Source organism: Streptomyces sp. NPDC042002, from assembly GCF_055588305.1.
In genome coordinates this window covers 166,762-191,326 of record NZ_JBVJCT010000002.1, presented here as the reverse complement: position 1 = coordinate 191,326, position 24,565 = coordinate 166,762, and the positions used below count along the sequence as shown (strand labels likewise).

The window sequence follows — 24,565 nt, the reverse complement described above, 5'->3', positions numbered from 1 at the left end:
CTTCGAGGCACGTCAGACCACGAGAGCGAGTCGAGGATCCCCACGTGCACGATGCGCCGATCTACGCCCAACTGATCTCCGAACGCGGCGACATACCGACGCTCGTCCGGAGCGAAGCCCGTCGGCTGCAACGCGACTTCGAATGGATCCTCAGCTGGGATCCGTCGACGGGCGCCCCGCTTCCCGCGTCCGCCGCCCGGCTGGCGTCCGGCGCCCACCGCTCCTTCTCCCCCGGCCCGGACCCCGACGACCGGCTGGACTCGACCGGACGCTAGAGAACGCCCGGTTCACCGCCTGGCACTTCGACGGAGGAGAGAGCGAGCCCGCCGTCGATCCGGGCCACCAGGTCGGCGACCGTCGTGCCCGTGGCCCGATGCCAGGTCCGCGCGCGTCGGAGCATCGCATGGTCACCGCCCTCGACCCGCACGGCGCTCGCGGAGCAGCCCGCCTCCGCGGCCCGGCGGACGAGGGCGAACGACTCCGCGGGGTCGGTGACCCGGTCCCGGTCGCCGTGCAGCACGATCACGCGCTTGTCCCGGAGGTGGGCGACCGGCTCACCCTCCGGGCACCAGGGCGCGAGGGCCATCACGGCCCGGACCTGCGGCGCGGTCGCGGCACGCAGAGCGGCGCGCCCGCCCATCGAGTGGCCCACGAGAACGACCGGCACCTCCCCCACCAGCTCGGCCAGTTCGGCGAGTGCCCGCAGAACATCGGCGACGGGGTCGGCGTCCGCACCGTTCCATCCTCTGTAGCGGTAGCGCACCTGCCCGACGAACGTGTCCTCGGCCGGCAGGGCACGTGCCACGGCGCGCGCGAAGGGCCGCATGCGCACACGTGCGACATTCCACGGTCGCGACGGGGCCCTGCTGTCCACGGCGCCACCATGGAGGACCAGTACGGCAGCACGCGTCGGCCCCGCATCCGGACGGGTGACGCGATACGGCAGCAGCGCCTCGGGTGCGCCGGCCACTTCGGACCGGGGCACATCATCGGCGGACATCCGCACAGAGCCTCGCATGACACCTCTCCACCTTCACGGCGCTACCCCACGCCTCGCACTCGACCGAGCGGAGGGATCGTCTCACCGACCACTGGATATCCGTAGCCGAAGCAGCAGCGGATTGGCAGTACCTCGCACGTCCCGGCGCCGTCACCACCGACTCCGCTGCTTGCAGCGCGCGTCGGCGGTCGCGACCTTCTTCCCGATGGCGGACGGCTCGTCGGGATCGTTCCGCTTCCCGGCCGGCCGTTTCCGTTCCTCCAGCTCCAGTTCCTCGCGGTCGCGTCCCGTCGCCGCGTCCCCGGGGGTGGCGTAGTGGAAGCCCGCCTTGCGCATGCACGCCGACCACGCCGCGTCCGCATGCTTCCAGACGGGGTCCCGCATGCCCTGCTCAAGGCTCTTGCCCTCCAGCTCCAGGATCGGATCCTTGCGATCCTGGGGGTTCATCCCGTAGATCGCGCGGTCGGCCTCGCCGAGGCAGCCGCGATCGGGGATCGGGTGACCGTGGACGGCCTTCGGATCGTCCCCGATGAAACTCGCCGGTCAGCGCGAGGTACTCGGGAAGCGTCCGGTTCCGCTTCGGATACCGTCGCTCGTCTTCGGCCCGCGACGCCTGACAGCCGTACCTCGCCGCCCCTCCGGGTCCTGTACGCCGTAGCGGAAATCGTCCGACGACTCGACGACGACGATGAGCACGCCGGAGGTCGCGGGGCGTTCGGGCCAGTCGGGCGCGGGGTCGGTGACGCGGTGCTTCAGGCTGTCGAACCCGAGGCGCCATGTACTCCTCGGCGAGCGTCCACCGGGCCGTGCCGACCGTACGGACGTCACCGTCGGGTATGTCGTACGCGGCGAGCGGCAGGAACCTCGGATCGTCGGTCGAGGTGGGCCGCGGGTCGGACGCGGGCGGGTCGGTCCGGGGCCCACAGGCGGAGAGGGCGAGGCCCGAGGCGAGGACCAGCAAGAGAGGGGCGGCTGTGCGCATCGGTCCAGCTGATCAGGACCCGGCCTGCCCGACTGTGGCGGAGGCCATGGTTCCGGGTCACAGCCGGGCCATAGGTCCACCGCCTTCCACCAGGGCGATCCGGCCCTCGGTCCGTCAGTCCGCGTCCTCGGGCCGGGCGCGGTAGCCGTTGCGCCACTCCTGGTAGAGACGCCACAGGCGCGTTGCCCGCGGGCAACGTCCCGACTCCCTTTGGCACGTGCGGCAGCTGCCGACGTGACCGACGTACGCGGCCTCGGGGGCGTCCTGCCCCGGTTGCGGATTCGTCATGACCCTCGGCACCCGTCGGCGCGACGTGCACGAGCGCATCGCCGCTTCTGATGCCGTACTTCCATCCGGGGGCCGGCGGCGGATGCACTGGGCGAGGACCGATTCCCCGTCGCCGATTCGCCCTATGCCGGCATCAGTCGAGGATCGCGACCTCGTCCTCGGCCGCCGCCGGGAACGGCCCGTCGAACTGGGGCCTGCGGACGGTCAGACGAGCCACCTCGTAGTCCATCTCGGAGGCCCCGGGGGGCGGTGGCGGGTGGTAACGCCCCGAGCACACGGACAGGTTGACGATGAGATAGGCGTGCCAGGCTCTGCCCACTCCGCGCCGGTCGTCGAAGGCCCGGATTCCGTTCACCCACCACACGACGCGATGGGCGCCGAACTCGACGACGAGGTCGACCCAAGCGCCCGGCCGAATGGACGGGTCCCGGTAGTAGTGCTGGGTGAGGCGAACGTGGTTGGAGAGTTCCAGCAGGTCGGGGTTGTCGGGGTGGTACTCGAAGACGTCGATCTCCTGACCGCCGTCCCGCCACGTCCAGATGGCCGGCCAGGCGCCGGTCACCGTGGGCAGCCGGACCCGCGTCTCCAGGACATCTCCCGTGCGGAGCATGAACCCGTCCGCGCTGCCCTCGGTGGTGAGGAGACCCGCGTCCCAGTCACCGTCCGGTCGCCGGGTGGCCCGGAAGAGACCCGTCCGACAGTAGGCGGGGTCGGTCACCAGATGGTCGAGTTTGCCGTCGTCCGGATTGACCGGACCGCCGTCGGGATAAGCCCAGGAACGGCCCGCGACCCATTGACGAGCCGAGGCGAAATCCGCCGTGAAAACGACATCGGACACGCGGCACTCCTCGATGACGGTGTTTCGCGTACGCCCCAGGTTCTCCCCGAGGCACCCGCACCCACACCCCGTTCACCACGACCCGCCACAAAACAACCCTTCGGGGTGAAACAGCCGCACTCCGGCACACAACGCCCTCTTCGCACCGACTTGACTGCGCCCCGGCGGTCACCCACTCGACCGACCGCCCGGTCGGGCGCCGCGCCTCGGGGGCCCGACCAGGCTCCGTCCGGCTACAGGTACGGGCGGGTGATCAATTCGATCGCGTGGCCGGCGGGGTCCTTGAAGTACACGCCTCGACCGCCGTGCTCGTTGTTGATCTCGCCCGAGCGTCGCATCCGGGGATCGGCCCAGTGCTCGATGCCGTGGCCACAGAGCCGCCGGTACGCCCGGTCGAACAGCTCGTCGTCGATGAGGAACGCGTAGTGCTGCATCTGGATCTCCACCGGCGGCTCGGCGAACTGCAGCAGCACACCGTCGGACAGCTGGATGTTGGTGAACGGGCCCCAGGAAGGCGCTTCCGGCAGTTCCAACAGCTCGCGGAAGAAGCGTGCCGACTCGTGGCGGTCCTTGGCAGCGATGATGGTGTGGTTGAACGTGACTGTCATTCGGCTTTACCTCAATGGTGTTCGACACGAAAAGGGGACTCGCGGTGCACTTGCGCCGGGAGGTCCGCGTGACGAACTGGGAGGGTGCCTTCTGCGCACCCTCCACGTGATCAGCCCTCCACCGGGTGGCCAATCCGTGTGTGGCGTAGCGCCGGTCCGGTGTTCACGTCGGTGACCCTACTCAGTCCAGTCGGCCACGACAACGTGCGGTTCGCGGGATGCCCCGACGAGGCCTTCGCCAGAGACCACATGGCAGTGTCAGATCGGCCCGGCTGTCAGCGCCCTCCTCTGGAGTCGCCCGCGTGACCGAACCCTCCTACCTCGCCGCGGTTCGGGAGTCGTACGACACCGTCGCGTCCGACTACGCTCAACTCGTCAAGGAACCCGCGGAGTTGGACCGCTGTCACGCGCGATGCCGGCCGTGTTCGCGGAGGTCGTACGGGTCGCCGACCGCGGCCCGGTGGCGGACCTGGGGTGCGGGCCCGGCAAAGTCACGGCCCATCTGGCAGACCTGGGAGTGCGCCCGTTCGGCATCGACGTGTCCCCGAAGATGGTCGAAGTGGCCCGGCAGGCCTACCCGAGCCTGAAGTTCACCGTGGGCTCGATGACGGCGCCGGCGATCGGGGACGACGAACTCGGCGGCATCCTTGCCTATTACTCCACCCACCACACGCCGCCGGAGCTTTTGCCCGTCGTGTTCGCCGAATTCCATCGCACGCTCGCTCCCGGCGGCCATCTGATGATGGCCGGCTATGTGGGAGACGATGTACATGTGCGTCCGACCCATGCGTATGGCGGCCATCCGGTGTCCTTCGAGTCCCACCTGCAACCCCCGGAGCGCATCGTCGGGTTGCTGGAGCGGGCCGGACCCGTCGTCACCTCTCAACTGCTGCAGGAACCTGGCGAAGGAGCGAAGAGAACCGTCGCCACCTTCATGGCGCGGAAACCCGGCCTTCCCATGACGGCGTAGCCAACCGCCTGTCCCGGCGGACCGGTCGGATGATCCGGTTCGCCGCGAGCGGTGGAAAAGGCGGTGGTCAGATCGCGTGAGCGGCAGACTGGCCGCCATGACCGCAACGGATCCCAAGACCGACCTTCACCGCTATCTGCAGTCGGCTCGTGACGCCCTGATGTGGAAGCTCGAAGGTCTCTCGGAGTACGACATCCGCCGCCCGCTCACACCGACCGGCACCAACCTCCTCGGCCTGGTCAAACATGTGGCCACCATGGAGCTGGGATACCTCGGCGACACCTTCGGACGGCCGTCCGGTGAGCCGCTGCCCTGGCTCGAAGACGGCGCTGAGCCGAACGCGGACATGTGGGCCACTCCCGACGAGTCACGCGAGCACATCACGGGGCTCTACCGCCGGGCCTGGGCCCACGCGGACGCGACGATCGACGCGCTGGCGCTGGAAACCACCGGCAGAGTGCCGTGGTGGCCCACCGAAAGGAACGAGGTGACGTTGCACCATGCGGTGGTCCGCGTGATCGCTGACGCACAGCGGCACACGGGGCATGCCGACATCATCCGGGAGCTCATCGACGGCGCCGCCGGGATGGACGAGGGCAACGACAGCTTGGCGCCGGGCGATTCGGCATGGTGGGCGGAGTATCGGAGCAGGCTGGAGCGCGCGGCCCGGGAAGCCGGTCAAGACGCCTAGCCCCGGACCGGATCAGCCGGGACGAGGTCCGGTATCCAGCCTCCGGCGGGGGCGACACGGGTGGGCCGTGTGATCAGGCAGCCAGTCGACGTACCCCCAGAACCCTTCCACCATCCATCGCGGCGCATCCCACTGATCACGCTCCTCGAATGCCTCGCGCACTCCGCGCATGGCCCGTTCATAAGGAATCGATCCATGAGCAGCACCACCCCTGCCTTGCCGCCCGAGGTCGACCTGGGGCAGTTGCGCACCCAGGCCAAGGACCTGCGCCTGGCCGTCCGGCACGGCAAGCCCGGCGCCGCCGAACGCGCGGCCGAAAGCGGTCCGGTGGACCCCGGCCTGTTCTCCATACACGACGCTCAGCAAGTCATCGCACACGAACACGGCTTCGCCCGCTGGCAGGACGTCGTCAGCGCGTTCGGCAACCGCCAGCCGCGCGAACGCGATCTGCACCGCTGGTTCGCCGTCGAGCTCAACAACGCGCTCGGGGACCTGCTCTTCGACCTGACCCCCGGCACTCCGCGCGCCGAGCAGGACCGCGCCCTCTACCAGGCCTACGCGGCGTGCTACCACTGGCTGGAGGCAGGCACCCCCGCCAACCACGGCCGCGCCGAATACGCCATCGCCCAGACCGCCCTGGCCATCGGCCGCCCCCGGATCGCCGCCCATCACGCCCCGCGCTACGCGGAACTGATCGCCGAACACCCTGATGCCTTCACCGACTGGGACATCGCCTTCTCCGTCGAGATCCTGGCCCGGACGGCCGCGGCCACCGGCGCTCCGGACGCCGGGGAACTCAAAACCCGCGCGCAGCGCCTCACCGACCTGATCGCCGACTCCGAGGCGCGCGAGGTCGTACAGGATCGCCTGGACCGCGGGCCCTGGTTCGCTCTGGAACGGGAATTGGAACGGGAACGGGAATCCGACACCCCGAGCGCAGTGAGTTGACGCTCCGTCAGTCCCGGTCGGCCGACGACGCGGAGGCGTCCGGCCAAGCCCCTCTCCCCGCGAGGTCGAGGATCAGGGCGGCGATGTTCCACGCGTCGTCCTCGCCCCTGTGATGTCTGCCCTCCAGGGGCAGTTGCGCGAGGTGCAGGGCCTGTGCCATTCCGGGGGCGCTTGCGCAGTCCGTGAGCTGTGGTGAAGACCGCCTTGGCGTTGGCGTGCCGGTGGCCGAAGGGATACGGAGTCGCCGTGGCGGCACACTGACGGGTGAACTGGTGACGGTCGTAGTCGCCCCAACTCGCCCACGGAAGCTCTCCCGTACGGTGACGCGCGGCCAACTCACGGCAGGCCTCGGCGAATTCGAGCCCCTCCTCGACCTCGCCCCGGGTCAGCCCGGTCAGTTCCGTGCAGAAGGCGCTGACGGTGGACCGGGCGGGCCGGACCAGAAGGCGGTGCTTCTCCACCCGTACGCCCTTGTCCAGGTCGACGACGGTCAGACCGATCTCGATGATCTCGCTCACGGCTCCGGGCGGAGGCGGCCCGTCCCAGCAGGTCGCCTCGACATCGACGACGTTCAGGAGTCCCCCGGCGCTGTTCATGCGAGTGAGCGTAGGAGGTGGCGCGCTGCCGCGTCATCGGGTTTTCCGCTACGCGGCTTCGGCGCGGCGGCAGTTGGGGCTCCGGGTCACGGGCGCGGCCAGGGCCGTCCGCCGATGCGCTCGATGTCCGTGTTGAAGCGCCGCAGATAGGAGGCGAAGGCGGCGATGTCCGTCTCCGGCCAGTCCGCCATGACACGGTCCAGGGAACCGATGAGCCCCTGCCGTTCCTCGTCGAGGAGCCGCGCCCCCTCGTCCGTGATGCGGAACTTGCGGGCCATGCCGCCGTCGGGGTCGGGGATGCGCTCGACCAGCCCGGCGCGCTTCGCCGCGGCGGTCTGCCGGTTGAGGGTGGAGGCGTCGAGCCCGAAGGCGTCGCTCAGTTCACCGATCGACATCGGCCCCTGGACCCGGATCCGGCTGAGCAGGATGTAGGCACTGCGCTCCAGGACACCGTCCTTGGTCCGGCCGCCTCTGTGGTTCATCAGTCCATGGCGGCTGAGCAGCATCTGCTCGTACTCGACCTCGTGTGTGGGCCTGACCATCCGCCTGCCGCCTCCCGCTGTCACCTGAGCCGCGCGTCCCGCGCCTGTCGGTACGGCCCGGCTCCATGGTCCCACACCCGCGTGCACGAGCCACATCGCATGCATGAGCCACACCACATGCGCGATACATACAGCATGTACGATGCACATCCGTTGCCCGCAGACAGACCCAAGGAGTCCCTCATGGACGCCCCCCAGCCCAACGCCCGAGCAAGCGGCGTGGTCGCCACGCTCGCCTTCGCCGGCACCGTGGCGGCGATCATGCAGACGCTGGTCACTCCGCTCATCGCCGAGCTGCCCCAGATTCTGCACACCACGCCCGCGAACTCCGCCTGGGTGATCACCGTCACCCTGCTGGTCGCGTCCGTCTGCGTCCCGGTCTCCGGCCGTCTGGGCGACCTGCTGGGCAAGCGGCGGATGCTGCTCGCCTGCTCCGTCCCGCTCGTGGTCGGCTCCGTGGTGTGCGCGCTCTCCTCGTCCGTCGTCCCGATGATCGTCGGGCGGGGTCTGCAGGGAATGGGCATGGGCATGATCCCGCTGGGTATAGCCCTGCTGCGTGACGTGGTGCCGGCCGAGAAGCTGAGTTCCTCCATCGCGCTGGTCAGCGCCTCCATGGGCATCGGCGGCGGTCTCGGCCTGCCCATCTCCGCGGCGGTCGCCCAGTACACGAGCTGGCGCGTGCTGTTCTGGGGCTCCGCCGTGCTCGCCGTCGCGATCGGAGCGCTGATCTGGTTCCTCATCCCGGACGTGCCGGCCAGCGCCAAGGGTCAGCGCTTCGACGTCCTCGGCGCGCTCGGGCTCGGCGTCGGCCTGGTCTGCCTGCTCCTCGGCGTCTCCAAGGGCGCCGACTGGGGCTGGGGTTCCGCGACGACGCTCGGGCTGTTCGCCACCGCCGTGGTGGTCCTGCTCGCCTGGGGCGCCTGGGAGCTGCGCACCAAGGACCCGCTGGTCGACCTGCGCACCACGGCCCGCCCCCGGGTCCTGCTCACCAACGTCGCCTCGATCTTCGTCGGATTCGGCATGTACGCCAGCATGCTGATCATCCCGCAGCTGCTCCAGTTCCCCGACGCCACCGGATACGGCCTGGGCCAGTCGATGCTCGCGGCGGGCCTGTGGATGGCGCCCGGCGGCATCATGATGATGATCGTCTCCCCGTTCGGCGGGAAGCTGACGGACGCCCGCGGCCCGAAGTTCACGCTGATCTGCGGTGTCCTCGTCATCGCCCTCGGCTACGGACTGGCGCTGGCCCTCATGGGTACGCCCTGGGGTCTGATGCTGACCGGCATGGTCATCAACAGCGGCGTCGGCCTCGCCTACGGTTCGATGCCGGCCCTGATCATGAGCTCGGTCCCGCTCTCCGAGACCGCCGCCGCCAACGGCTTCAACAGCCTGATGCGTTCCCTGGGCACCTCGGTCGGCGCGGCGGTCGTCGGCGTCATCCTCGCCCAGATGACGAACACCGCGGCCGGCTACACCTTCACCTCCGAGGGCGGTTTCCGCACCGGCCTCATCGTCGGTGGCTGCGTCGCGCTGGTGGCCGCCGCCATCGCCGCCGTGATCCCGGCGGCCCGCGCCGCGGCCGGCGGCGACAAGACCGGCCCCGCCGCCACGCCGGAGACGACCGCGGCCGCGCACTGAGGTTCGCCTGCTCCCCCTGCCGGTTTCCGGCGGCCCACCGGCCGCCGGAAACCGGCAGGCCCACGCCCGCCACGCGCCGGCACCAGCGCATCCGCCCGGAGGAGGGGCCGGGACGCCCGGCCGCACGGGAACGGGGGCGCCCGCCCCCGAGGGACCCGGTGACCCTGCCCCTCGTACGGACCCGACGGACCCGACTGGCCCGTACGCCCGGCCTGCGCCGGAACAGGAGCGCGGCTCATGCCGGTTCCACCGGGCTCCCGTCACACCAGGTGCGTCGGCGGGCACCACCCCGCGCACCGCGGCTACGGACGCCGGGTATCTCCCGCCACGGGAACGGCCCGCGCCCGTTCGACGGGCGCCACCGCCTCCACCACCGTCGACCTGCCCAGATAGGTAAGCGGGCCAGGGTCGGCGACGGGGATCTCATAGAAGCCGAGACGATCGTAGAACGCCCGCGCGGGCGTGTTGGCGGTGACCATGCCCAGGTGGACAGCGGGCACCCCGTGGTCGTGCAGTGCGGTGAGGAAGGTGTTCATCAGCGCTCTTCCGTAGCCGCGCCGCTGGAATTCCGGCAGCAGGTCGATGTGCAAGTGCGCCGGATAGTCGGCGAGTTCGGGCAGGGTCATGCGCTCAGGGGTGTGCAGCAGCCCGACCATCTCCTCACTGGGCGTGCGGGGCGGTGTCGTCGGGGCGGGATAGCGGTGCGCGACCCGCGGGATCCATGTGTCGCGGAACCGCGCGACGAACTCCGCGGTGTCCCCGGTCCCGACCACGTACCCGACCGCCCGGCCGCTCCCGTCGTCCAGGACGAAGGCCAGTCCGGGCTCCAGACGGCAGTAGGGCTCGGCGAAGATCGCCGGCATCAGCTCCTCGTCGGGATACCGGGCACGCGAATCCCCTCCCTCGTCCGCGGTGCTCACACATACGTCGGCGACCGCGGCACGGTCGGTGGGCCGGTAGGCGCGAATGATCGGCAAAGGGTTCATGTGCGGCATACTGGCGCCTTGGGAGCGCTCCCACAAGATGCCGACCCGACTGCCGCGCGAAACGAAGGCCACCGGACAGCGCGCAAAGTTCCGGAAGACCCGCTCGCGCCCGAGCCGCGTTGGCCGCGTTGGCCGCGTTGGCCGCGTTGGCCGCGTTGGCCGCGTTGGCCGCGTTGGCCGCGTTGGCCGCGTTGGCCGCGTTGGCCGCGTTGGCCGACCGAGGGTGCACCGTGGCCGTCCGGCCGGCCGGAGTCGGTCACCGGGCGGCCCCCGACGAGTGCGCCGCCGTTTCCGGGCGGGCAGACTCGGCGCACGGCGCCGCACGGTGCCATGCTGGAGTTCCGGATCATGGCGCGGAAGCGGGGACAAGTGGCGGCGTGAGGACAGTGGCACGGCCGAGTCGGGCGGGCATCTGGAACCGGTTCTCGGCATCCGATCCGGGTCTGCTGCGGCTCATGGCCGGACTGCGGACCGTCGGTGCCGTCGCCCTCGCGCTCGCCGTTCTCGGTCTGCTCGGAGCCGATGTCGGCCAGATGGTGCCCGGCGCCACGACCGCCATGGTCGCGACGTTCGCCATCAAGGAGAAACAGCGCCGGGAGCAGGCCCGCACGCTGGCGCTCGGCCTGCCCGTGGCGGTCGTCGCGATGTCGCTGGGCGCGCTGCTGAGCAGCCATGTGGTCGCGGGCGACATATGTTTCATCGCGCTCATCTTCGTGGCGGTGTACTGCCGCCGGTACGGTGACCGCGGTACGGCTCTCGGGCTGATCGGCTTCCAGATCTACTTCATCTCCCTGTTCCTCGGAGCCGGCCGCACCGAGCTTCCCGGGCTGTACGCCACCCTCGCCCTCGCCTTCGCCTGCAGCGCGGTGGCCCGCTTCGTCCTCGTCGCCGAGACGCCCGAGCGCGTCCTCGGACGGCTGCGGAAGGCGTTCCGGGCCCGCGTGGGCCAGTTGGTGTCCGCCCAGACCGAGCTGCTCGACGCCGATCCCGACGATGTCGAGGAGGCCCTGGACGACGTACGAGTGCACACCGCGCGGCTGCACGAGAGCGCCATGATGATCCAGAACCGTCTGGAGGAGGGAACCAGCGACAGCACGACCGCCTCGCTGCTCCAGCGGCGGATCGCCGATGCCGAGATCGCCGCCGAGCGGCTCGGTCTGCTCATCCTCACGGCGCGCAGCGCCGAGAGCGCCGACACGCTCGCCCTGCATCTGCCGAACGCGCCCCTGCCCGCACCCGGTGACCGGCTCCGGGCGCAGGACGAGACGACCGCGATCCTGCACCGTGATCTCGACGCACTGCGGCTGCTGGTCACCCGTCCGTCCTCCGCCGGGGACGGCGCCGGGATGGCGCAGGTGCGCAACCGGCTGCTCGGATACCGGGAGGAGGAGAATCTTCCCCGGGTCCCGGCGGTCGTGCAGGATGTCTTCCGCGGTATCGGAGAGACGGCGCGCGCCGCCCTGGGGCTGCGCCTGGCGCTCGACGGACCCGAGGACGAGTCCGACGACTCCCCCGAGACGACACGTTCCCGCGAGGAGCTGGACGCCGAGGACGTCGCCATCGTCGCCGAGGAGGAGCGGGACGAGCCGCGCCCCGCGGGGCTGGACCGGCCCACGACCCGGGCGGCGGTGCAGGTCTCGGTCGGCTCGGCGCTCGCCATCATCGGCGGTGAGCTGCTCTTCCCGCAGCGGTGGTACTGGGCGGTGCTGACCTGTTGGGTCGTCTTCCTGAACACCTCGTCGACCGGGGAGATCCTGGTCAAGGGCTATCGCCGGCTGCTGGGCACGGTCCTCGGCGTCATCGCGGGTGTGGGCATGGCAGGTGTGGTGGGCGACCACACCTGGACCGCGTTCGCGCTGGTGCTGCTGTTCATCTTCGCCATGTACTTCACCGGCCCACTGTCGTACGCCCTGCAGTCCTTCTTCGTCACGGCGATGCTGGGACTGCTGTACACGGTGCTCAACACGTACAGTCCCGCGGTACTCGTCCTGCGGATCGAGGAGACGGCGCTCGGCGCGGTCTGCGGGGTGATCGCGGCCGCACTGGTCCTCCCCGTACCGACCGACCGCCGTACGGACGAACTCCTCGCCACCGTGCTCACCCGGCTCGGTGACGCCAGTGGCGCGGCGGTGGAGCAGCTGAGCGGCGGGATCGCGCTCGATCTGCTGGACAAGGCCCGCGATCTGGACTCGGCGCTGGATGATCTGCGGGCCTCCACCAAACCGCTGACCCATCCGATCACTCCGTGGCGGAATCGCCGTCAGACCGCCCGCTACATCGTCGCCCTGCTGGAGACGTGTGCTTATCACGCGCGGTCGCTGGCGGCCACGGCCGAACTCGTTCCCTACAGCAGGACAGTCGGCGCGGACCCCCGGCTCAAGCTGGCGGGCCGTCGGATCGGCCACAACATCGAAGTCCTCGTCGCACGGGTCAAGGACGACGCGGGCGACGGAGTCGCGGAGACCGGTGCGAGCCTCGCCGCCATGCTGGAGCCGCAGACCCCGGACGCACCCCGCCACGACCGCGTCACGGGCCGGGTCCTGCGGCATCTCCAGCGCCTGGACGAAGGGGTGATCGGCCTGGCCCGCCCGCTGGGGGTGCCGGTCTCCACGCCCGACAAGCCCGACAAGAAGGCCTCGCGGAGCGTCGCGCGGTAGCCGCGGCGAGGTGCGCGCTCAGCCCACGTTCCACAGGAACCGGTGCGTGTGGATCCCGAAGTAGGGGAACGACTGCACCTGCCGGACGCCTTCGATCTGCCGTACGACGTCGTTGACGAAGTCCAGCAGATCGCGCGGGCCCGGGCAGACGACCTCGGCGAACAGGTCGAAGCCGCCCGAGGTCAGCACCGAGTAGACGACCTCGGCCCGTTCGGCCAGCGCGTCGGCGACCGCTCGTGGGTCGCCGTCGACGGCGATGCCGAGCAGGGCCATCGCCTGACCGCCCATGCCCATCGGGTCGGTGACCCCGACGACCTGGACCGCCTGCGAGTCGAGGAGGCGTTGCAGGCGCTGGCGGGCCGCCGACGCGGACAGCCCGACCTTGGGGCCGAGTTCGGCATAGGCGATACGGCCGTCGATCTGCAGTTCACGCAGGATGGCCCGGTCGATCTCGTCCACGCTGTTCCTCTCCGGCTGACCCGGTCCAAGGTTAACGGGGTCGTTCAGCCGACCAGTTCGGCCAGGGCGGCGGCGAAGACGTCGGTGTGCCGGTCCACGTCCTGCTCGGTGGTCGCCGGGCACATGAGCGCCATGTTGTGGAACGGGGTCAGCAGGATGCCCCGGTTGGCGAGATACAGGTGGAGGAAGTCCTCCAGCTCGGTGTCGGCCGCCGCGGCCGATTCCGTTCCGGTGCGCGGCGCGGGGTCCGCGAACCGGTATTCGGTACGGGCTCCGAGCCGGCTCACCGACCACGGCAGGGCCCATGCGTCGATACCCGCCCGCGCTCCGGCCTCGAAGCGTTCGGAGAGCTTCGCCATGGTGTCGAACGCCGTGTCGGTGAGGACGTGTTCCAGGGTCGCCCGCATCGCGGCCACGGACAGCGCGTTCCCGGCGAGGGTGCCGCCGACGCCGCCCATGTCGACCAGGTCCAGATCGGCACGGCCGAGCAGCTGGTCGGCGAGTTCGGCCGAGAGTCCGTACGCGCCGGCCGGGATTCCTCCGCCGATCGCCTTGCCGATGGTGAGCATGTCCGGCTCCAGGCCCCAGGCGGCGGTGCAGCCGCCGGGGCCCGCGGAGAAGGTGTGCGTCTCGTCGTTGATGAGCAGGGTTCCGTACCGGCGTGTGAGGGCGCGGACGCCTTCCAGGTAGCCCGGCTCGGGCAGCACGATGCCGATGTTGGTGAGCGCGGGTTCCATGAGGACGGCGGCGACGTCGCCGTGGGCGAGCTCGCGCTCCAGCTGCGCCAGGTCGTTGAACTCCGCGACGCGGCTGGTGAGGGTGACGTCGCAGGGGGCGCCGACGTTTCCGGGGCGGGCCGCACCGTGCCCGTCCGGGCCGACCACGATCAGCGACTCGTCGACGCTGCCGTGGTAGCTGTAGCTGTTGACCAGGATCTTCGGGCGGCCGGTGACCGCCCGCGCCAGTCGGATGGACCAGCGGTTGGCGTCGGTCGCGGTGAGCGAGAAGCTCCAGCGCGCGAGCCCGAAGCGGCGGGTCAGTTCGGCGCCCACCCACTCCGCGTCCTCGGTGGGAAGCATCGCGGTCGCGCCGCCGCTCTCGGCGAACCGGGTCCGCACCGCCTCGGCCACCACCTCCGGGGAGTGACCGGCCATCGCGCCCGTGTCGCCGAGGCAGAAGTCGATGTACTCGTGCCCGTCGATGTCGGTGATGCGGGCGCCGCGCGCGGTGTCCAGATAGCGCGGGAAGGCGCCCGCGTTCTTGTTCATCCAGGTCATCGGGACCCTGCCGAACAGGTGATCGGCGCGCTCGTACGCGGCCCTGGACCGCGGGTTGCGGCGCTCGGCCTCGGCGCTCTCACGAGCCAGGAGCTGCTGCAGGCGAGTGCGGTCCATCGAGGGACTCCTCTGTCGGTGAACTCCGGAGGTGAACTCGACCGGCGAGCTCAGTCGCCGATCTCCGCAGGTGTGCGGATTCAGCAAGAATACGAACGTAAACGCCGCCATTACAAGACCAGACGATTGATTCGGTTGTGTCAACAACTGAATCGTCTGTCGCGGTGGTGGATTCGACAGACACCCTCCCGAACCGAACCCGCCCCAGATGCATCACAACCGGTCGGAATGAGTCAACCAGTGATCGCCTTCGTATCTCTGGATCAGCGCGGAGTCGCCACCCGAATCAGCGCGCAGTCACCGAGGGGCGACCGGCGACAAGGATCGTCAAGGAGCGGGGCATGACAGGGAGTACGGGGGAATCGACCTGTGCGGGACAGAGCCCGACGGAGGTCGTCGCGTCCGGTGAAGGGGCGGTGTTCGTCGACGAGAGCGGGCGGCGGCGCTCCTGGCTGCGCAGCATGGGCTGGGTCGTCGCGGTCTCCTGCGTCTGCTTCGCCGCGGCACTCGCGGCCCTGGTGAGCGGGGGCGACTCGGCGGCGCCCTGGCTGCCCCTGCCGCACGGGGCGGGGAAGGCGCACAAGGACGTCTCGGCCGCCGACGGCGCGTCGCGCGTCCAGGAGCGGCCCACGGTCACCCCGTCCCCGTCACCCGTGGGGCCCGGAGGCGCATCCGCGAGTCCGGGCGGGAAGTCCGTCGGGAACGTGGCCCCGCCGGCCGAGGGCCCGGCCGCCGCCCAGCGGGTCGGCGCCGCCAGGTCCGCGGATCAGCCCTCTCGCCGTGGCGCGAGCGCGGCGCCCTCCCCGTCGGCGGTCTCGCCGAGCGGTCGGGCCAGTGAGACACCCCCGCACGTCACTCCGGCCACCCCGGCCGTTCAGGCGTCCGGGTCCCCGTCCCCCTCTCCGAGCGGCACGCCCGGTCCGGCCACGTCGTCGCCGTCGCCGGACCCGAGCGGCCCGGCGACCGCCGAAACGGCCTCGGCCGGAAACCCGCCGGTACGCATTCGGGTCACGGGTCTGCCGGCTTTCGGATGACCGGCAACGGGGTCGGTCTCCGGCAGCCGGACCACCGGTCGGGCCGCCCGAATGTCTGAATCGGCTACCGGGAGACCTCCGGGGCCCACACCCGGTCGGCGTAGTCCAGGAAGTTCCTGCCGAGGATCTTCTCGATGCGCTCGGAGGAGTACCCACGCTGTTCCAGGAGGCGGACGAGGTCCCGGAACTGGTCCACTCCGCGCAGGTCGAGCACGAAGGGAAGCGTGTCGTCACGCTCCCCCGCCGCGCCGACACCGGCCTCGCGGCGCAGGGCCACGTGCTCGGCGAGATGCGCGCGGTAGGCGTCGAGGTCGTCGATGGACGTGACGGTCCCGTCGGTGCCGATGCCGACGTGGTCCTCGCCGCACACGTTGACCGCGTGGACGATGTGCTCCACGACGTCCGCGGCCGTCGCATGGCCCGACACGTTCAGGAAGGGCATGAAGTAGATGCCCACGAAGCCACCGCGCGAGGCCACCAGGCGCAGTTCCTCGTCCGTCTTGTTGCGGGGGAGGTCGGCGAGCGCCCGGCAACCGGTGTGGTTGATCGACACCGGACGCCGCGCCGTCTTGGCGGCCTCCAGGCAGGTGCGCTCACCGCTGTGGGAGAGGTCGACCATGAGGTGGTGCTCGTCGAGTGCCTCGACGACGCTCCGGCCGAAGTCGGTCAGCCCCCGGTTGGCGGGCGCCATCGAGCCGTCGCCGATGTGGTTGGCCTGGTTGTACGTGAGCTGGACGACCCGCACGCCGAGGTCGGCGAAGGTGGCGATGCGCCCGGTGTCCTCGCCGACCGCGACGGCGTTCTGGAAGCCGTAGATGACGCCGATCCGGCCCTCCTCCCTGGCCCGGTGGAGGTCGGCGACCGTACGGACCTTGAGGAGGTCGGCCGCGTTGTCGCGGATGATCCCGTCCCAGACGGCGATCTCGTGCAAGGTGTGCTCGTAGGGCGGCAGATCACCCATCGTGTAGCCGAGCGTGATGTTGACGGCGGTGAGGCCCGAGGCGTGGGCGTCGGCCAACGTCCGGGCGTCGACGGTCAGTTGCTCGCTGGAGGGGTTGAGCTGTGCGGCGGCCTCGGCCGACTGGGGGGCGTTCGGATTGTCGAGCTGCCCGAGCGCGTTGACGATCATGGGGAGGGCGGTCATCGGGTCTCCTCGACGGGGTGGATCGCTGCGGGCTCTTCGGCCTCGGGGGTATGGACGCGGTCGGGCCGTCCGGCGCCGGGGGCGGCGCCCTCGAACTCCCGCCGCTCGAAGCGCCGGCCGCGCTTGACGGTGAGGGTGACGCCGCGCAGATGCTCGATGTCCCGCAGCGGATCGTCCTCCAGGACAACGAAGTTGGCGAGCTTGCCCGCTTCGACGCTGCCCATGACGTCCTCGGCGCCGGCGCTCCGGGCGCCGATCAGCGTGGCCGAGCGCAGCACCTGCGCGGGTGACATCCCGCAGCGGCGCACGAGGAACGCCAACTCCTCGTACAGCGCCGGGAAGGGGTCCTCGGGGTCGGTCTCGTAGTCCGTGCCGGTCGCGATGTCCACACCGGCGCGATGGGCCTGGGCGGTGAGCACCGCGGCGAGTTCGGTGTTGGCCGCCGCGCGCGCCGCGTCCTCGGGACCCTCGCCCGCGAGGGCCTCGCTCGCCCACATGCCCGCGGTCGCGTCGAGGACGGTGCCCTTCTGCCGCATCAGGGCGAAGAGTTCCTCGATACGGCGGTCGTCGCCGGCGGCGAACCGCTCGTACTCGACCCGCGGCTTGTTCTTGTAGCTGATCAGCGGTGCGTCCGTGCCCTCGAAGGCGAGCAGGGTGACGTGCGAGACGCTGTCCGCGCCGGCCGTGACGATCTGGCCGGGCGTCGCCGGGAAGACGGTGGCGTGGGCCCAGACGGGGATGCCCTGGCAGTGCGCCTCGGCGGTGATCGCGGCGACGGTGGTGTGGTCGAGATCCGCGTACACCTTGATCGCGGAAGCGTGGGTTCCGCGTGCCAGGGCGACGGCCAGCCGCAGGTCGGTGTCCTTCGTGATCGCCTGCATCCACGGCACGGCGCCGGGTGTCTCGCCCTGGGACACCTGGTGGGTGCGCGGGTCGTCGAAGAAGCCGGGGCCCGCCATCAGCGCGGCGTAGCGGATGTCGGGGCCGGGGATCTCGCCGACGAGCGTGGCCCTCGCCAGGTCGCCGACCTGGCGCAGGTCGTCGGCCATGTCGCGGATGGCCGTGACCCCGCTGTAGACGAGCCGGCGCAGCACCGCCTCGGCGACGGGCCGGTCGGGCGGCGTCGCGATGTGCTGGTGCGCGTCGATCAGGCCGGGGACGACGAATCGGCCGTCGAGGTCGAAGACCTGGGCGTCGGCGGGCAGGTTCTCGGCGATCACGGCGTCGTCCCCGACGGCGCGGATGACCTGGCCGTCGACCACGATCGACGTCGAGCCCCGGGCCGGCCGCCCGGTTCCGTCGAACAGCGTCGCGCCGCGGTACACCGCGACGGCCCCCTTCACCGCGGGTGCGTGCGGGGCCGGTGCGCCCGAAGCCTCGTCCGTCATCTTCACCTCAGTAGTCGCTCTGTCCGGACCGGTCAGTAGTCCGATCCGATCTTGTTACGCTCTACGTAACAAACGTATCGTCTCTTGCAACGTGCGCTACCGTACGCTCGCATCTCATGACGCCACAAGGAGGGGTCGGAAGTGCCCGAAGCACCCCGTACGGCGGTGGACAAGGCCCTGGACCTGGTCGAGGCCGTGGCCCGCGCGTCCCAGCCCCCGCGCCTCACCGACCTGGCCGAGGAGGTCGGCCTGCATCGCGCGACCGCCTATCGCGTGCTCGTCGACCTGGTCCGGCGTGGCTGGGTGCTGCGCGCCGGCGACCGCTATCTGCCCGGCACGGCGGTCCTGCAACTGTCGTCCTCCGCGGCCAGGAACTCGCTCGGAGCGCTCGCCCGACCGGTTCTCGCGGCGCTGTCCGAACGCACCGGGATGATGGTCAACCTTCAGGTGCCCGAGGTCGACCGCTCGCGCGTGATCGATGTCGTACGCCCGGACCGCCTGACGATGATCAGCAGTCTGACCGGCGAGGCCCTGCCCGTTCACCGGTTCGCCGGCCCGCTCGCCCTCGTCGCCGCCCTCGCCCCGGCCGACCGGGTCCCCTACCTGCGCGCCGCGGAGGAGACCGGGTACCCGCTGTCCGGACCCGCCGGGCTGCTGGCCGACATCGAGCGCGCCGAACGGACCGGATTCGCCGTCGAGTACGGGCGCAACGAACAGCCGGTCGCCTCGGTCGCCCGAGCGGTGGTCACGCGCGCGGGCGCGCCCGTCTGCGCCCTGACCCTGGTGGGCCTGGGCTCGGAGTTCGACGAGGCCCGACTGCCTCACCTGCTGGAACAGCTTCGCGAGGCGACGGACGAACTCGGGCGGATCCTCTCCGGCTCCGGAACCTCCGGAGCCTCCGAGGTCTTGAGAACCCCCGACGTATCCGACGTATCCAAGGGGTCCGAGGGGTCCGAAGGGTCTGAAGGGGCCGGGATCTCCGGACATGCCTCCTCCCATCCCGCGTCCTCGTCCCGGCCCCCGGCCACACCCACGTCACCGCCCCCACCTCCACCTCCACCCCCGTCCCCGTCCCCGTCCCCGTCCACCGAAGGTCCGGCATGAGCGAGATCCTCTTCCTCGACGGGGCGCAGACGCGCGCCGCGCTCGAGCCGCATCGCGTCCTGGACGCCGTGGCGACGGCACTCGTCGCCATCGGCCGTGACGAGGTCTCCGTGCCGCCGCGGATCGCGGCGCACGCCCCGGGCGGCCTGCTCGGCGCGATGCCCGGCCATGTGCCCGGTCTCGGACTCGCGGCCAAGCTCGTCTCCGTGTTCGCCGACCCGGCACGGCCCGGTCGCAGCAGTCACCGGGGCATCGTCGCGCTCTTCGACGCGGCGGACGGCCGCCCGCTGGCCCTGATGGACGCCGAGCCCCTCACCGAGATCCGTACCGCGGCGACCGCGACACTGAGCGCTCGAGCCCTGGCCCGTGCGGACGCCACCCGGGTCGCCGTCATCGGTACCGGTGCCCAGGCGCGTGCCCAGATCTCCCTGCTCGCGGCCCTGGATCCCGAGACCCCCGTGTCCGTCGCGGGCCGCGATCCCCTGCGTGCCGAGAGCGCCGCCGCACTCCACCCCGCCGGGCGGGTCGCGGCCGGCATCGAGGAGGCGGTGCGCGGGGCCGACACGGTGTTCTGCTGCACCGGCGCCGTTCGGCCGGTGATCCGTCGCGCGTGGCTCGCCCCCGGCACGCACATCAGCTCGGTGGGTGGCTCCCACGGACCCGAGCTGGACGCCGACACCGTCCGGGACGCCACCCTCTTCGCCGAATGGCACGGCGCCGCCACGACCCGGCCCCCCTCGGGCGCCCACGAGTTGCAGGACCTCCCGCCCGAGCGGCCCGTGACGCTCCTCGGCCAGGTCCTGGGAGGCGAACACCCGGGTCGGCGCCACAACTCCGAACTCACCCTGTTCAAATCGACCGGCCACGCCGCCCTGGACGTCGCGGCCGCCCACGTCACCCACGCCGTCGCCCGCGCGAAGGCATGGGGCACCCGCCTGGCCATGTGAGCCGTATCCGTGACGCCGAGCGTGTACCGACGGGCGCCGCCGTCGCGGGGCACCGTCCACCCGTGGACTTTCGTCCCTGGGTTCGGCCATGCTGAAGGGTGCTTCCGCCGGTGCGCACGCGGCCCGGGACCACGGTCGCGGACCGCATCCGCCGGACCCCGCGGCGGCGAATCCACCGCGGGCGGCCCACCGTGTGACGTGGGCCGACCCGCCAGGTCGACCTGGCCGGTGCCGGACAGGTCGCGGGCCCGACGGAGCACGACGCGGAGGGAGGTCATCGCCCCATGAGACTCACCGGAGCGGACGGCGGCGGAGTGCGGGAACGGCTGGGCAGCGCTCTGTTCACCCGGGTCGCGGGCCCGGAGGGACCGAAGAACCGCGCCCGTATCCACGGCACGCCCGGACCCCGCTGGTTCGGCCCGGACCGCCCCATCCGCACCGTGCACGGGGACGCGTCGATGTTCATCGGCGGGCTCTCCGCGCTGCTGCTCCAGTCGCTCCACCCGCTCGCCATGGCCGCCGTGTCAGCGCACTCGGGCTTCCGCGGGGACCCCTGGGGAAGACTCCAGCGTACGAGCACCTTCCTGGCGGTGACGACGTACGGGACGGCCGACAGCGCCCAGGAGGCCTGCGACCGGGTACGGGCGGTCCATGAGCGGGTGCGCGGGGTGAGCTCGGAGGGAACGGCGTATCACGCGGCCGATCCGCACCTCCTCGGCTGGGTCCACGTCGCGGAGGTCGACAGCTTCCTGCGCGCGCATCAGCGGTACGGCGCGCGTCCGCTGTCCGGCGCCGGCTACGACGCGTACGTGGCGGACACCGCCCGCGTCGCCGCCGCTCTCGGCGTCCTGGACCCACCGACGAACCGTGCCGAGCTCGCCGAGCGGCTGACCGCGTACCGCGGCGAGGTGCGGGCGACACCGGAGGCACGCGATGCCGCGCGGTTCCTCCTGCTGAGCCCTCCGGTGCCACTCGTCGCCCGCCTCCCGTACGGGGTGCTCGCCGCGAACGCTGTGTCCCTGTTGCCCACCTGGGCCGCTGCCGAACTGCGGCTGCCCCGGCCGCAGTTGGTGGACAGCGTATGCGTACGTCCGCTCGGCTGCGCGTTCACATCGGCCGTTCGCTGGGCGATGGCACCGCAGCGCGCACGAGCCGTCACCCCCATCGCGTGACGGGCGACGACTCCGGCGCGCCCGTCCGACCGCCCCTCCCCCGCCCCCGCACAGACCCGGGCCCGAGTCGGCGAAGTCGGCACGCCGGGGGAACCGAGGCCGCCGGTCTTCGGCCCATGGGACAACCGCCGGCCCGGCGCGGGAAGTGGACCTCCCGCGGGCCCGGCCCGGCCCCACCCGGGGAAAGCGGGGCGAACCCGGCGGCGCGACGGGTCGGTTCGCTGCATCCGCTGGGCGGCCCCGCGCCGAAGCAGGGGTGAGCCCGGCGGACCGGCCGGTCCCGGACGGCTCCGGAATCGAGGCGATGCCCCGTCATGATCTGCCGCCGTCGTACGCCGGGCCCCACCGCCCCGGGGTGGGGCGCCCCTTCAACCGGAACGTCGTCCGCTGTTCCGCCGGGAGTCGCCCCGTGGAGCTGAACACCCCGGAGGAGGCGGAGCCCGCCGACGTGGGAGTGACCACCGGCTTCCTGGCACGGAAGCTCGGGGTCTCCCCTACGACGCTGCGCTCCTGGGACCGCCGGTACGGGCTGGGGCCGGCGGTGAGGGCGGACGGTCGGCACCGCCGGTGGGCTCCCGATGACGTGGCCATGGTCCAGGAGATGTGCCGGCTGACCGCCGTCGGCCTGCCTCCCGCCGAGGCCGCCCGCGCCGCGAAGGAGGCGGCTCGCGGCCGTGTCGCGGTATCTCCGGTCCTCGCCGCCCGGACGCGGGCCGGCGTCCGGATCCCGGAGCGGTCGGCGATGACGGCCCCTGAATCAGGAACGGCAGGGCCGCCGTCGGGTGACGTGGGCCGGGACTGCCGGGGACTCACGCGTGCCGCCGTCCGTCTGGACGCCCTCGCCGTCCAGGAACAACTGGCGGCCGCCGTCCGGACCCACGGCCTCACCAAGGCATGGGAGGAGGTGATGGTGCCGACCCTGCTGGCGGTGGGCCGCAAATGGGAGTCCTCGGGGGACCGTTACGTCGAGGTCGAGCACCTGTTGTCCTGGCACGTCTCCGCCACCCTGCGGCATGTCTATGTGTCCACGGCGGGGCACGAACCTCACGCCATGACCTCGCCCGTGCTCCTGGCCTGCCTTCCGGACGAACAGCACACCCTGCCGCTGGAGGCGCTCACCGCGGCGCTGGCGGAACGGCGGGTACCCGTCCTGCCGCTCGGTGCCGCCGTCCCGCCCGAGGCGCTCATGGCGGCGGTGGAGCGCGTCGGTCCTCCGGCGGTGGTCCTGTGGTCCCAGTCGCGGTCCACGGCGAACCTTCCGCTCGCCCGTCACATCGCCGCGACGCGCTGGGGTGTTCGGGGAGCACGAACCCGAAGCCGGGTCCTGTTGTGCGGACCGGGCTGGGACGGGCAGCCGGGCCCGGGGCTGCTCCGCCCGCGTCATCTGGCCGAGGCGCTCCGTCTGATCACCGCGCCGGACCCTGGCCCCGCGACGGCACAACGCTCGTGACCCGGCGACCGTATTGCGCGCGCCCCGCCCGGCCGACCCTGGCCCGGCACAACCCCGCCCAGGGCCTGACGCCCCCTGCCCCTACGACTTCAGGAAAGCGGCCAGGCCCTCCAGCAGCCGTTCGACATCGGCCTTGTCGTTGTACGGCGAGAGTCCGACGCGAAGGCCACCGGTGTCGCCGAGGCCGAGGTGCCGGGACGCCTCCACCGCGTAGAACGATCCGGCGGGCGCGTGCACACCGCGCGCCGCCAGGAACGCGTAGGCGTCGGCCGCGTCGCGGTCGTCGAACGTCAGCAGCAGGGTCGGCGTGCGGTCGGCCGCGCGGGAGCGGACCGTGACGCCGGGCAGCTCGGCCAGGCCCTCCTCCAACCGCTCGCGCAGCGCCCCCTCATGCCGCTCGATCGCCGCGAAGGCCGACCGCAGCCGGTCTCTGCGCCCGCCCGTCGCAACGGTGCCGAGCCCGGCGAGGACATCGATCGCGGCGGTGGTGCCGGCGAGCGACTCGTAAGGCAGCGTGCCCAGTTCGAAGCGCTCGGGAACCGTGTCCGTGGACGGGAGCAGCTTGTCGGGCCGCAACCCCTCCAGCAGCTCCGGGGAGGCGGTCAGGACACCGTGGTGCGGGCCGAGGAACTTGTAGGGCGAGCACACGAAGAAGTCGGCACCGAGCCGCTCCAGATCGACGAAGGCGTGCGCCGCGTAGTGCACCCCGTCCACGTAGAGCAGCGCCCGCGAGTTCCCGTGGACCAGGCGGGAGATCCCGGCGATGTCGGGCACGGTCCCGATCAGGTTCGAGGCGGCGGTGACCGCGACCAGCCGGGTGCGCTCGGTCAGCAGGTCACCCACCGCCGACGGCGGGAGTTCGCCCGTCCGCGGATCGAAGTCCGCCCAGCGCACGAGGGCACCGGCCCGTTCCGCCGCCTGGATCCAGGGCCGGATGTTGGCGTCGTGGTCGAGTCGGCTGACGACGACCTCGTCACCGGGGGCCCAGTCCTTCGCGAGCGTGTGGGAGAAGTCGTACGTGAGCTGGGTGGCGCTGCGGCCGAAGACGACCCCGGAGGGACGGCCGCCCACCAGGTCGGCCACCGCCTGCCGGAACCCCTGGACGAGTCCCTCCGCGTTCGCCTCTCCGGGTGTCAGGCGCCCTCGGATCGACAGCGGGCCGGTGAGCACGTCCGAGATCGCCCCCGCGACCCGCGCCGGGGTCTGTGTTCCGCCCGGACCGTCGAAGTGCGCGACACCGGACAGCAGGGCGGGGATCTCGGCGCGCAATGCGTCGACGTCGTACGTCACTGGGGCTCCTCACAGACGGCGGCGTCGCGGCCCGAACCGGTCGGCCCGGAACGGGGTCCGATGGGCAGGAGCAGGTGACCGGGCGGCCGCACACGTTCTCAGGTGATCATGGCAGGACGTCCGCCGCGGTGGTAACGCGACGCAAGGTCCTGGGCGCACCCCCAGACGTCCCGGGACGCCGGAGGAATGCTGGACCGCGGGACTGCTGCTCCCAACCCGCGGCCTGGCGCAACCGGTACCCCTCGTCGGGGGACACACTCCGAAATGTGCGCCGCGTTCACTGGGCGGGCCTCCGACGGACGGCTCACGGCCTGGGGGGGGGGGGGGGAGGGGGGGGGAGGGGGGGGGGAGGTGGGGGGGGGGGGGGGGGGGGGGCGCGTTCGCTCGCTGAGTCCGAGGGCGACGGGCCGCACGGAGAGTCCCGTGCGGCCCGTCCTCA

22 protein-coding genes and 2 pseudogenes are annotated in these 24,565 nt (G+C 71.7%); 11 read left to right on the top strand and 13 right to left on the bottom strand.

What is annotated here, in order from left to right; all coding sequences use genetic code 11:
* Window positions 1-44: 44 nt before the first annotated feature.
* Window positions 45-275 carry a hypothetical protein gene (locus tag ACZ6KY_RS03610; protein WP_469308655.1) on the top strand — a complete coding sequence of 77 codons (231 nt, stop codon included), beginning with the start codon at window positions 45-47 and terminating at the stop codon, window positions 273-275.
* Here ACZ6KY_RS03610 and ACZ6KY_RS03605 read toward each other — a convergent pair.
* The 5 genes from ACZ6KY_RS03605 to ACZ6KY_RS03585 all read right to left on the bottom strand — a co-directional run bounded on the left by ACZ6KY_RS03605 (window position 272) and on the right by ACZ6KY_RS03585 (window position 3,716).
* Window positions 272-970: an alpha/beta hydrolase gene (locus ACZ6KY_RS03605; RefSeq protein ID WP_469308966.1), complete on the bottom strand. Its 699-nt coding sequence runs from the start codon at window positions 968-970 to the stop codon at window positions 272-274. The genes ACZ6KY_RS03610 and ACZ6KY_RS03605 overlap by 4 nt on opposite strands.
* 180 nt (window positions 971-1,150) lie before the next feature.
* Entirely contained in the window at window positions 1,151-1,447 is a 297-nt protein-coding gene (locus ACZ6KY_RS03600; protein ID WP_469308654.1) for a hypothetical protein, read from the bottom strand.
* Window positions 1,448-2,096: 649 nt separating this feature from the next.
* Window positions 2,097-2,270: a hypothetical protein gene (locus ACZ6KY_RS03595; protein ID WP_469308653.1), complete on the bottom strand. Its 174-nt coding sequence runs from the start codon at window positions 2,268-2,270 to the stop codon at window positions 2,097-2,099.
* A 133-nt stretch (window positions 2,271-2,403) separates the two neighbouring features.
* On the bottom strand, window positions 2,404-3,108 hold the full coding sequence (locus tag ACZ6KY_RS03590) for a LamG domain-containing protein (RefSeq protein ID WP_469308652.1): 705 nt from the start codon (window positions 3,106-3,108) through the stop codon (window positions 2,404-2,406).
* Window positions 3,109-3,341: 233 nt separating this feature from the next.
* Window positions 3,342-3,716 (bottom strand): VOC family protein, encoded by a 375-nt coding sequence (locus ACZ6KY_RS03585; RefSeq protein WP_469308651.1) that lies wholly within the window; start codon window positions 3,714-3,716, stop codon window positions 3,342-3,344.
* A 302-nt stretch (window positions 3,717-4,018) separates the two neighbouring features.
* On the opposite strand from ACZ6KY_RS03585, the pseudogene ACZ6KY_RS03580 reads away from it, so the two are divergent.
* The 3 genes and pseudogenes from ACZ6KY_RS03580 to ACZ6KY_RS03570 all read left to right on the top strand — a co-directional run bounded on the left by ACZ6KY_RS03580 (window position 4,019) and on the right by ACZ6KY_RS03570 (window position 6,325).
* Window positions 4,019-4,686: pseudogene (locus ACZ6KY_RS03580) on the top strand (class I SAM-dependent methyltransferase).
* 97 nt (window positions 4,687-4,783) lie between these two features.
* Entirely contained in the window at window positions 4,784-5,377 is a 594-nt protein-coding gene (locus ACZ6KY_RS03575) for a DinB family protein (RefSeq protein WP_469308650.1), read from the top strand.
* Window positions 5,378-5,572: 195 nt separating this feature from the next.
* Complete coding sequence (locus ACZ6KY_RS03570) at window positions 5,573-6,325, top strand: hypothetical protein (protein ID WP_469308649.1); 753 nt, start codon at window positions 5,573-5,575, stop codon at window positions 6,323-6,325.
* Between the two features lie 7 nt (window positions 6,326-6,332).
* On the opposite strand, the pseudogene ACZ6KY_RS03565 reads toward ACZ6KY_RS03570, so the two are convergent.
* Together ACZ6KY_RS03565 and ACZ6KY_RS03560 are read right to left on the bottom strand one after the other, a co-directional pair.
* Window positions 6,333-6,921 (bottom strand): annotated as a pseudogene (locus ACZ6KY_RS03565) (3'-5' exonuclease).
* A gap of 86 nt (window positions 6,922-7,007) precedes the next feature.
* A complete protein-coding gene (locus ACZ6KY_RS03560) occupies window positions 7,008-7,463 on the bottom strand; it encodes a MarR family winged helix-turn-helix transcriptional regulator (protein WP_469308648.1) in 456 nt (151 codons plus the stop codon).
* A gap of 183 nt (window positions 7,464-7,646) precedes the next feature.
* On the opposite strand from ACZ6KY_RS03560, the gene ACZ6KY_RS03555 reads away from it, so the two are divergent.
* Window positions 7,647-9,101: an MFS transporter gene (locus ACZ6KY_RS03555; protein ID WP_469308647.1), complete on the top strand. Its 1,455-nt coding sequence runs from the start codon at window positions 7,647-7,649 to the stop codon at window positions 9,099-9,101.
* 302 nt (window positions 9,102-9,403) lie between these two features.
* Here ACZ6KY_RS03555 and ACZ6KY_RS03550 read toward each other — a convergent pair whose 3' ends face one another.
* A complete protein-coding gene (locus ACZ6KY_RS03550) occupies window positions 9,404-10,087 on the bottom strand; it encodes a GNAT family N-acetyltransferase (protein ID WP_469308646.1) in 684 nt (227 codons plus the stop codon).
* Window positions 10,088-10,542: 455 nt separating this feature from the next.
* Here ACZ6KY_RS03550 and ACZ6KY_RS03545 point away from each other — a divergent pair, with 455 nt between their 5' ends.
* Window positions 10,543-12,744 (top strand): FUSC family protein, encoded by a 2,202-nt coding sequence (locus ACZ6KY_RS03545; protein WP_469308645.1) that lies wholly within the window; start codon window positions 10,543-10,545, stop codon window positions 12,742-12,744.
* Window positions 12,745-12,762: 18 nt separating this feature from the next.
* On the opposite strand, the gene ACZ6KY_RS03540 is transcribed toward ACZ6KY_RS03545, so the two are convergent.
* Together ACZ6KY_RS03540 and ACZ6KY_RS03535 are read right to left on the bottom strand one after the other, a co-directional pair.
* Window positions 12,763-13,203, bottom strand: a complete 441-nt coding sequence (locus ACZ6KY_RS03540; RefSeq protein ID WP_328557476.1) for an Lrp/AsnC family transcriptional regulator — start codon at window positions 13,201-13,203, stop codon at window positions 12,763-12,765.
* A gap of 44 nt (window positions 13,204-13,247) precedes the next feature.
* Complete coding sequence (locus ACZ6KY_RS03535; RefSeq protein ID WP_469308644.1) at window positions 13,248-14,597, bottom strand: transaminase; 1,350 nt, start codon at window positions 14,595-14,597, stop codon at window positions 13,248-13,250.
* Between the two features lie 341 nt (window positions 14,598-14,938).
* On the opposite strand from ACZ6KY_RS03535, the gene ACZ6KY_RS03530 reads away from it, so the two are divergent.
* A complete protein-coding gene (locus tag ACZ6KY_RS03530) occupies window positions 14,939-15,631 on the top strand; it encodes a hypothetical protein (protein ID WP_469308643.1) in 693 nt (230 codons plus the stop codon).
* A gap of 64 nt (window positions 15,632-15,695) precedes the next feature.
* On the opposite strand, the gene ACZ6KY_RS03525 is transcribed toward ACZ6KY_RS03530, so the two are convergent.
* Window positions 15,696-16,775 carry a dipeptidase gene (locus tag ACZ6KY_RS03525; RefSeq protein WP_469308642.1) on the bottom strand — a complete coding sequence of 360 codons (1,080 nt, stop codon included), beginning with the start codon at window positions 16,773-16,775 and terminating at the stop codon, window positions 15,696-15,698.
* Entirely contained in the window at window positions 16,772-18,163 is a 1,392-nt protein-coding gene (locus ACZ6KY_RS03520) for an amidohydrolase family protein (RefSeq protein WP_469308641.1), read from the bottom strand. Before ACZ6KY_RS03520 ends, ACZ6KY_RS03525 begins: the two co-directional genes overlap by 4 nt.
* A gap of 141 nt (window positions 18,164-18,304) precedes the next feature.
* Here ACZ6KY_RS03520 and ACZ6KY_RS03515 point away from each other — a divergent pair, with 141 nt between their 5' ends.
* The 4 genes from ACZ6KY_RS03515 (at window position 18,305) to ACZ6KY_RS03500 (ending at window position 22,836) form a co-directional block, all read left to right on the top strand.
* A complete protein-coding gene (locus ACZ6KY_RS03515; RefSeq protein ID WP_469308640.1) occupies window positions 18,305-19,267 on the top strand; it encodes an IclR family transcriptional regulator in 963 nt (320 codons plus the stop codon).
* On the top strand, window positions 19,264-20,214 hold the full coding sequence (locus ACZ6KY_RS03510) for an ornithine cyclodeaminase family protein (protein WP_469308639.1): 951 nt from the start codon (window positions 19,264-19,266) through the stop codon (window positions 20,212-20,214). Before ACZ6KY_RS03515 ends, ACZ6KY_RS03510 begins: the two co-directional genes overlap by 4 nt.
* Before the next feature lie 284 nt (window positions 20,215-20,498).
* Window positions 20,499-21,386: an oxygenase MpaB family protein gene (locus tag ACZ6KY_RS03505; RefSeq protein WP_469308638.1), complete on the top strand. Its 888-nt coding sequence runs from the start codon at window positions 20,499-20,501 to the stop codon at window positions 21,384-21,386.
* A 415-nt stretch (window positions 21,387-21,801) separates the two neighbouring features.
* Window positions 21,802-22,836 carry a MerR family transcriptional regulator gene (locus tag ACZ6KY_RS03500; RefSeq protein WP_469308965.1) on the top strand — a complete coding sequence of 345 codons (1,035 nt, stop codon included), beginning with the start codon at window positions 21,802-21,804 and terminating at the stop codon, window positions 22,834-22,836.
* Window positions 22,837-22,917: 81 nt separating this feature from the next.
* Here ACZ6KY_RS03500 and ACZ6KY_RS03495 read toward each other — a convergent pair whose 3' ends face one another.
* A complete protein-coding gene (locus ACZ6KY_RS03495; RefSeq protein ID WP_469308637.1) occupies window positions 22,918-24,126 on the bottom strand; it encodes a cysteine desulfurase-like protein in 1,209 nt (402 codons plus the stop codon).
* Window positions 24,127-24,565: the final 439 nt, after the last annotated feature.